The sequence below is a fragment of the Halanaerobium sp. genome (assembly GCF_003070835.1).
Map to the genome: position 1 here is coordinate 1 of NZ_QBLR01000164.1, position 7,502 is coordinate 7,502.

General features: G+C 35.1%; 6 protein-coding genes and 1 pseudogene. All 7 read left to right on the plus strand.

Features of this window, described 5'->3' with window-relative positions:
- The first annotated feature begins 67 nt into the window (after positions 1-67).
- Positions 68-352 carry a metal-sensitive transcriptional regulator gene (locus tag CI949_RS14055; RefSeq protein WP_114489559.1) on the plus strand — a complete coding sequence of 95 codons (285 nt, stop codon included), beginning with the start codon at positions 68-70 and terminating at the stop codon, positions 350-352.
- Between the two features lie 98 nt (positions 353-450).
- Positions 451-903 (plus strand): SoxR reducing system RseC family protein, encoded by a 453-nt coding sequence (locus CI949_RS14060; protein WP_290767449.1) that lies wholly within the window; start codon positions 451-453, stop codon positions 901-903.
- 70 nt (positions 904-973) lie between these two features.
- Positions 974-3,454: a heavy metal translocating P-type ATPase gene (locus CI949_RS14065; RefSeq protein WP_290767451.1), complete on the plus strand. Its 2,481-nt coding sequence runs from the start codon at positions 974-976 to the stop codon at positions 3,452-3,454.
- 117 nt (positions 3,455-3,571) lie between these two features.
- Positions 3,572-4,618 carry an acyl-CoA dehydratase activase-related protein gene (locus CI949_RS14070; RefSeq protein ID WP_290767453.1) on the plus strand — a complete coding sequence of 349 codons (1,047 nt, stop codon included), beginning with the start codon at positions 3,572-3,574 and terminating at the stop codon, positions 4,616-4,618.
- Position 4,619: 1 nt separating this feature from the next.
- A complete protein-coding gene (locus CI949_RS14075) occupies positions 4,620-5,702 on the plus strand; it encodes an acyl-CoA dehydratase activase-related protein (RefSeq protein WP_290767456.1) in 1,083 nt (360 codons plus the stop codon).
- Entirely contained in the window at positions 5,703-6,752 is a 1,050-nt protein-coding gene (locus CI949_RS14080; RefSeq protein ID WP_290767459.1) for an acyl-CoA dehydratase activase, read from the plus strand. It abuts the gene before it with no gap.
- A gap of 114 nt (positions 6,753-6,866) precedes the next feature.
- Positions 6,867-7,502, plus strand: a pseudogene (locus tag CI949_RS14085) (hypothetical protein); the annotation flags it as partial.

Genomic DNA, 7,502 nt, shown 5'->3' on the forward strand with positions numbered 1-7,502 from the left:
CTATGATAGCTTTTGATAGAATCCTATAAAATAGCTAATATATCTAATCAAAAGGGAGGAAAAATAATTGAGTTCACTTTGCCAGGAGGAAAAAAAAGAATTAATAGTTAGATTGCGTAGAATAGAAGGCCAGGTTAGGGGTTTACAGAGAATGATAGAAGAAGATAAATATTGTGTTGATGTTTTAACACAGGTTGTAGCTGTTAGAGGTGCTTTAAAAAAAGTAGGGCTTAATGTTTTAGATAATCACACTCATGGTTGTGTTCAAAAAGTGATAAAGTGTGAAAATGAAGAAGATAACCAGATTGTAATAGATGAATTAATGGGTGTTTTGGCAAAATTTGCTGATTAATATAATAACAAATCTTAATACTTTTAGTTTCTAAAATAAATTAATTTTTAGATTTTTATTTCTTAAAGGAAAAACCTTTCAAAGGTAGGGTGAGATAAATGGAAGAACAGGGTAAAGTAGTTGAAAATAGTGGGAGAATAGCCAGAGTTCTGATTACTCGTCATTCTGCCTGTAGTAAATGTGATAAAACATGTCCATTATCTGAGCAGGATAGTCATGATCAGGATCAAATAATTATGGAAGTTGAAAATGAAATTGGAGCTGTTAAAGGAGAACAAGTAAAGCTTGAAATGGAAAAGAAAAATCTTGTATTTGCCTCACTAATTATATATATTATACCAATTATTAATATGATTGCTGGCTATTTTTTAGGTGATTGGGTGGCAGCTAAAACTAATATTTTAACTGGAGAAGTTTTTGGTATATTAGGTTCAATATTATTTTTAGGATTTTCATTTATCATAATCAGATTGATAGATACAAAATTTAAAAATAATAAAAATTTTGAACCGGTTATTACTCAGATAATAAGAAACAATAAATATATTTGAGGAAATGAGTTATTAAAGTAACGTCAATATACCATGTACAGGTATATAAAAAATATGGAGGTGCAATCAAATGAATAGTAAAACAACATTGAAATTAGAAGGAATGACATGTTCCAGCTGTGCTCAAACTATAGAGAAAGCTTTAAATAAAACAGATGGAGTCGACCAGGCACAGGTTAATTTTGCGGCAGAAAAGGCATATGTTGATTATGATTCTTCTAAAGTCGACGAGAATAAGTTAGTTGAGGTTGTAAAAGGAACTGGTTATGACGTGAAACAGGAGAGAGGGAAAGTAACACTTAAAATTGGTGGTATGACCTGTGCCAGCTGTGCAACAACAGTAGAAAAAGCATTAAATAAAGCAGATGGAGTATATGAAGCGAGTGTAAATATTGCTACTGAAAAAGGGACAGTTGAATATGATCCAGGTGTATTATCAAAAAATGATTTTAAGGAAATAGTAGCTAAAACGGGATATGATGTCACAGGATTTGAGGGTGACGAACAAAATGTAGATGAGGAAGCAGAAGATTTAAAGAAAGTTAAAAAGGCTAAAAGAAACATGTGGGGAGCCTGGGCATTTACAATCCCCATAATTATCTGGATGATTCCAGAGATGGTTTTAGGAGTGGCCTGGCCAAGTGAGACAATATATGATTTAGGTATGATGTTGTTGGCACTTCCACCTTTATTTATCTTTGGACGCAAAACATTTGTGACTGCATATAGGGCTGTTAGCCATGGTGGCGCCAATATGGATGTATTAATTGCTATCGGAACGGGGGCTGCCTTTGCCACAGGTCCTGCAGTATTCTTTACGCCAATAGCAAACTATGCTGGTGTGGCAGCAATGATTATGGCCTTTCACTTAACAGGTAGATATATTGAAGAAACTGCCAAAGGTCGAGCTTCACAGGCGATAAAAAAACTATTGGAGTTAGGGGCTAAAACTGCAACTGTTATAGTTGATGGGGAAGAAAAAGAAGTCCCAGTTGACGAGGTTCAGCCCGGAGATATAATGTTGATAAAACCTGGGGAGAAAATTCCGACAGATGGTGAGATAGTTGAAGGAAAATCAACAGTGGACGAATCAATGGCAACTGGAGAGTCGATGCCGGTTGAAAGAACTGTTGGTGATGAAGTAATTGGAGCAACAGTCAATCAGAATGGCCTAATTAAAGTTAAGGCTACAAAGGTAGGTAAAGATACGTTCCTGTCTCAGGTAATTAAAATGGTTGAGGAAGCTCAGGGTACAAAAGTTCCTATTCAGGAATTTGCTGATAAAATAACCAGTATCTTTGTTCCTACAGTCTTAATTATTGCTACAGCGACATTTATTCTTTGGCTGGCATTTCCCGAAACCTTTAGGAGTGTTGGCTTCTGGGCTCAGTCATTTTTACCTTGGGTAGATCCTACTCTTGGAACAATTACTCTTGCTTTTTTCGCAACAATAGCAGTACTAGTAATTGCTTGCCCCTGTGCTCTTGGTCTAGCAACACCAACAGCCTTAATGGTAGGAAGTGGAATTGGAGCAGAAAATGGAGTTTTAATTCGTAAAGGTGAGGCCATTCAGACAATGAAGGATGTTCATACAATTGTTTTCGACAAGACAGGGACAATAACCAAAGGAAAACCAGAAGTAACGGACCTTGTTACTACTAATGGTACAAGTGAAAACGAACTATTAAAGTATGCAGCCAGTGTGGAATCAGGATCTGAACACCCACTGGGAGTGTCTATAGTGAATGATGCAAAAGATAGAGGTATTGAAGTAAAAGAAATTGAGGACTTTGGTTCTGTGACAGGAAAAGGTGTAAAAGCTACTATTAATGGAAAAGAAGTACTGGTAGGTAGTCGTCGATTAATGGAAGAGGCCGGGCTAGATGCAAGTGACTTAGAAAATGAAATGATCCGGCTTGAAAAAGAAGCAAAAACTGCAATGTTGGTAGCTACAGAAGATAAACTTCTTGGTATAGTTGCTGTAGCAGATGCTTTAAAAGAAGATTCAATTAAGGCGATAAAAGAGTTGCATAAATTAGGACTTCAATCAGCAATGATAACAGGAGATAACCAGAGAACAGCAGAAGCTATAGCAAATGAAGTAGGTATTGATCATGTTGTAGCTGAGGTATTACCTGATGGCAAAGTAGATGAGATTATGAAGCTGCAGGATAAATTTGGTACTATTGCTATGGTAGGAGACGGAATTAATGATGCACCAGCTCTGACTCAGGCTAATGTAGGTATTGCAATAGGTACTGGAACAGACATAGCAATCGAATCGTCTGACATAACACTTGTTAGAGGTGATTTATCAGCAGTAATAACAGCAATTAAACTATCAAGGGCAACTTTTAAAAAGATTAAGCAAAATCTATTCTGGGCCTTTTTCTATAACACAGTTGCAATTCCAGTAGCTGTTCTTGGTTTACTGCATCCAGTTATTGCAGAAATAGCAATGGCAACCAGTTCAATCAGTGTTGTAACAAATGCTAATATGCTGCGTAAAGTTGATGTGCAGCCCAGTTATGATCCAAAGAAAAAAGCATAAATTAAAGTAATTTGATAAATAAGGAAGAGAACAGTTCTCTTCCTTATCTCATTATTCCAATATGAAATATTTTATAAATTGATAATTGTTTATGATAAGTTTTGGAGGCATTGAGATATGAAAAAAAGAAAAATTGGAATACCTCGGGCTTTATTATATTACTATTATTTTCCTTTCTGGCTCAAACTTTTTGACGAGCTTAATCTGGACCCGGTTATTTCGGACAGTACCTCCCGGTATCTGCTGGATAAAGGAGTAAAAAAGTCCTTATCAGAAATTTGTGTTCCCATAAAAGTGATGATCGCACACGTTTTAAACTTAGATCAAAAAGATGTGGACTATATTTTTCTGCCGCGCTTTCGTTCACTCCGAAAAGATGTAGTTTTATGCCCTAAGTTTTTGGGGCTGCCCGATATGGTTAGACATTCTTTATCCGATCTGGAAGCGGAAATTATTGCTGATCAGATTGATTCAAAAAGTGATAATATAGCCCAATTTTCCAATCATCAAAAACTGGCAGAAACCTTTTCAATTCCGAAAAGGGAAATGAAAAAGACTTTAAAAAAAGCTTCTAATTTCTGGTATCGGTATAGAAATTTACTTTTTGAGGGATATTTAATAGATGATTTTGTTAAAATAGAAGATATAGAGGTATTGGAAAAAGTAATTTCTAAATTTGAAAATGGGGAAAAACTACCTCAAAGTCAGAGAAAAGATATAGGAACAGCCGGAAATGAGGAAGTTATTGATATTACAGTGATTGGTTATGTCTACAATGTTTTTGATCAGTATATTAATATGGATATAATAAATAAGCTGAAGGAAATGGGAGTAAGAGTTCACACATTTTCGATGGTGGCAGAAGAAACTATAGAAAAAGAGTTATCTAAACTGAGAAAACCGATGTTCTGGGAGTTTACAAACAAACTTTATGGTGCAGCAGAACATTATTTTAAAAATGATCAGATAGATGGAGTTATTCATCTGACCGCCTTTGGTTGTGGCCCTGATTCAATGCTGGGTCAGATTTTAGAAGTTGATGCCAAAGAATATGATAATGCTTTTATGACTTTAAGAATTGATGAGCAGACAGGAGAAAGCCATATTATAACAAGAATTGAAGCTTTTATCGATCTGCTGCGGCTAAAAAAGGAGAATAACTAAGATGAGATTATCTTTTCCTTATATGGGACCAACAATAGTATATAAAAAACTTTTAGAACTGCTGGGTCATGATGTGGTAATGCCGCCCAAACCAAATAAAGAAATCATTGATCTGGGTGTAAAATACAGTCCTGAATTTGCCTGTTTTCCTTTTAAAGTGATAACAGGTATTTATTTAAAGCTGATGGAAAAAGATGTAGATACCCTGGTTACAAGCGGTGGTCATGGACCCTGCCGGGCTGGATATTATGGTGAAGTGCACAAAATAATCCTTCAGGATTTAGGTCATGAAGTGGAGATTATTATTATTGACTCTCCTCATGATGATTATAAATACTTTTATGAGGTTATTAAACGATTAAAAGGGGACAGCTCCTGGCTGCAGGTCGGTCGAGTGATCAAAACTGTTTATGAGTTGACAAAGGCTTTAGATGAAATAGAAAAAACGATAGAAATTCTAAGAGCCTATAATGATCAGGGTCCAATCAATAAGCTCTGGATGCAGGCTCAGGAAGAGTTTTATCAGATTAAAAACACTGCAGAGATAAAGGAAATTAAAAATAAATATTTAAATAAACTGAATAAATTTGAAGATTCAATTCCAGCTGAAACTGAGCGCTATCGAATTGGAATCATTGGCGAAATTTATGTTGTGTTGGAGCAATCAATAAACAATCAGGTCGAAGAAAAGGTAAACCGCTTTGGTTTTGAAGTTGAACGTTCCCAGTATCTGACAGACTGGATCAGAGAAAATGTTTTTCCCTTTACCGGCAAAGATTTGGAAGAAATCGAGAAAAAAGGAGAAGAGTTTATCGAAATTGAAATAGGCGGTCATGCCCAGGGGAATATTGGTCATGCGGTTAATTTTAAGGAAAAAGGATTTGATGGGATTATTCATCTTAAACCTTTTGGCTGTCTGCCGGAACTTGTATCTCAGAGTGTGATAGATGATTTATCAGAAAAATATGAGATACCTGTTTTAACTATTTCTATAGATGAACAGACAGCTGATGCGAATGTACTGACCAGAGTGGAAGCATTTTTAGATATGATCAAAGAGAAAGACTACAGGGAGGTTATGTAGATGAAAAAACTTTATCTGGGTGTAGATATAGGTTCAGTTAGTATCAATCTTGTTGCCATCGATGAAGAAAATGAGCTTGCCTTTAAACTTTATACCCGCAACTCAGGCAATCCCATTGAGCTGGTTAAAGAAGGTTTAACTAAATTTAAAGAAGAAATAGAGATTGATGATTATAAAATTGGTGGAGTCGGAGTTACCGGCAGTGGTAGAGAATTAATTGCCTATATTCTGGGTGCTGATACTGTTAAAAATGAGATTACCGCCCATGCCCGGGCTTCAACCTATTACCATCCTGAGGCCGGAACTATCTTTGAAATAGGCGGTCAGGACTCCAAACTAATTATTGTGGAAGCTGGAATTGCAGTTGATTTTGCGATGAATACTGTCTGTGCAGCAGGTACAGGTTCTTTTCTTGATCATCAGGCAGAAAGACTGGGAATTCCAATTGAAGAATTTGGTGGACTGGCCTTAGAAGTTGACCGGGATGTCAGAATAGCAGGGCGCTGTACAGTTTTTGCAGAATCAGATATGATTTCAAAGCAGCAGTATGGATTTACCAAACCTGAAATAATCAACGGCCTCTCAGAAGCGCTGGTCAGAAACTATATGAACAACCTTGTTAGGAATCGAGTTTTAGAAGGAGAATATATCTTCCAGGGTGGTGTGGCCGCCAATATCGGGATCAAAGCAGCCTTTGAAGAAGAAATTGGAGCAGAAGTGATTGTACCCAAACATCACGATGTAATGGGAGCAATAGGGATTGCCATGCTGGCTAAAAGAGATGTTAAAAGAAGTGGTCAGGAAAGCAGTTTTAGAGGTTTTGATTTAACAGAGCAGGAATTTGAAACAACAAGTTTTGAATGTGAGGACTGTGCCAATAATTGTGAGGTAATTAAGGTTATTGCTGATCAAAAAGTAATAGCTGTTACCGGTGACCGCTGTGGTAAGTGGGCTGCTTCTTTAATTGGAGATACTGCTGCAGTTGCTAATGCTGAGGGAAGTTCCGAAAAGGAAGAAAAAACAGGTAATGAAAGAATTAGAAGAGCTTGAAAAATCAGATGAAAAGAAGAAAGAAGATAACAGCCTTGTTTAAATCTCTAGATAATTATTATCTTAACTGATTTTTTAGCTGCACAGATTTATTTTTTAATAGCTGGTTGAGAGATGAGGTGGATTAAAATTAAAAAACTTAAAAATTATAACTGGAGAATATTAAGCGCCATATTAACAGGGATCATCCTTATCTTATTTTATATTTTGCAAAGTTTTTTTAAGTTTCAACTACCTGAAAAAGATCTAGTTTTAAAAATTTTAATTGGATTGAGTGTGACAAGTATTATTTTGCTTTTATACCCTAAATTAAAGTTATTGACGAATAACATTAAGAAAAAAATAGAACAATTATCTATAAAAAAAATATTGTTAATTTTATTTAGTTTATTATTGGGAGTTTTATTATCTTACTCAATGTCAAAATTTATATTACTTCCGTTTTTTAGTGAAAAAACAATAGTTTTTATTAATATAATTATAATCATTATTACCGTGTATATAATACTTCTTAAAGAAGAGGAAATAGATTATATCTTATTTAAAGAATCTGATGTTAAAGGTAATGACAGGTATTATTCTGAGTCATCCCCTAAAATAATTGATACAAGTGCTATTATTGATGGAAGAATATTTGAAGTTTATAAAAACAATTTTATAGATGGAATTTTAATTGTTCCCCGTTTTGTATTAGAGGAATTACAAAATGTTGCAGATTCAGATAGAGAATTAAAAAGAAAAAAAGGTAGA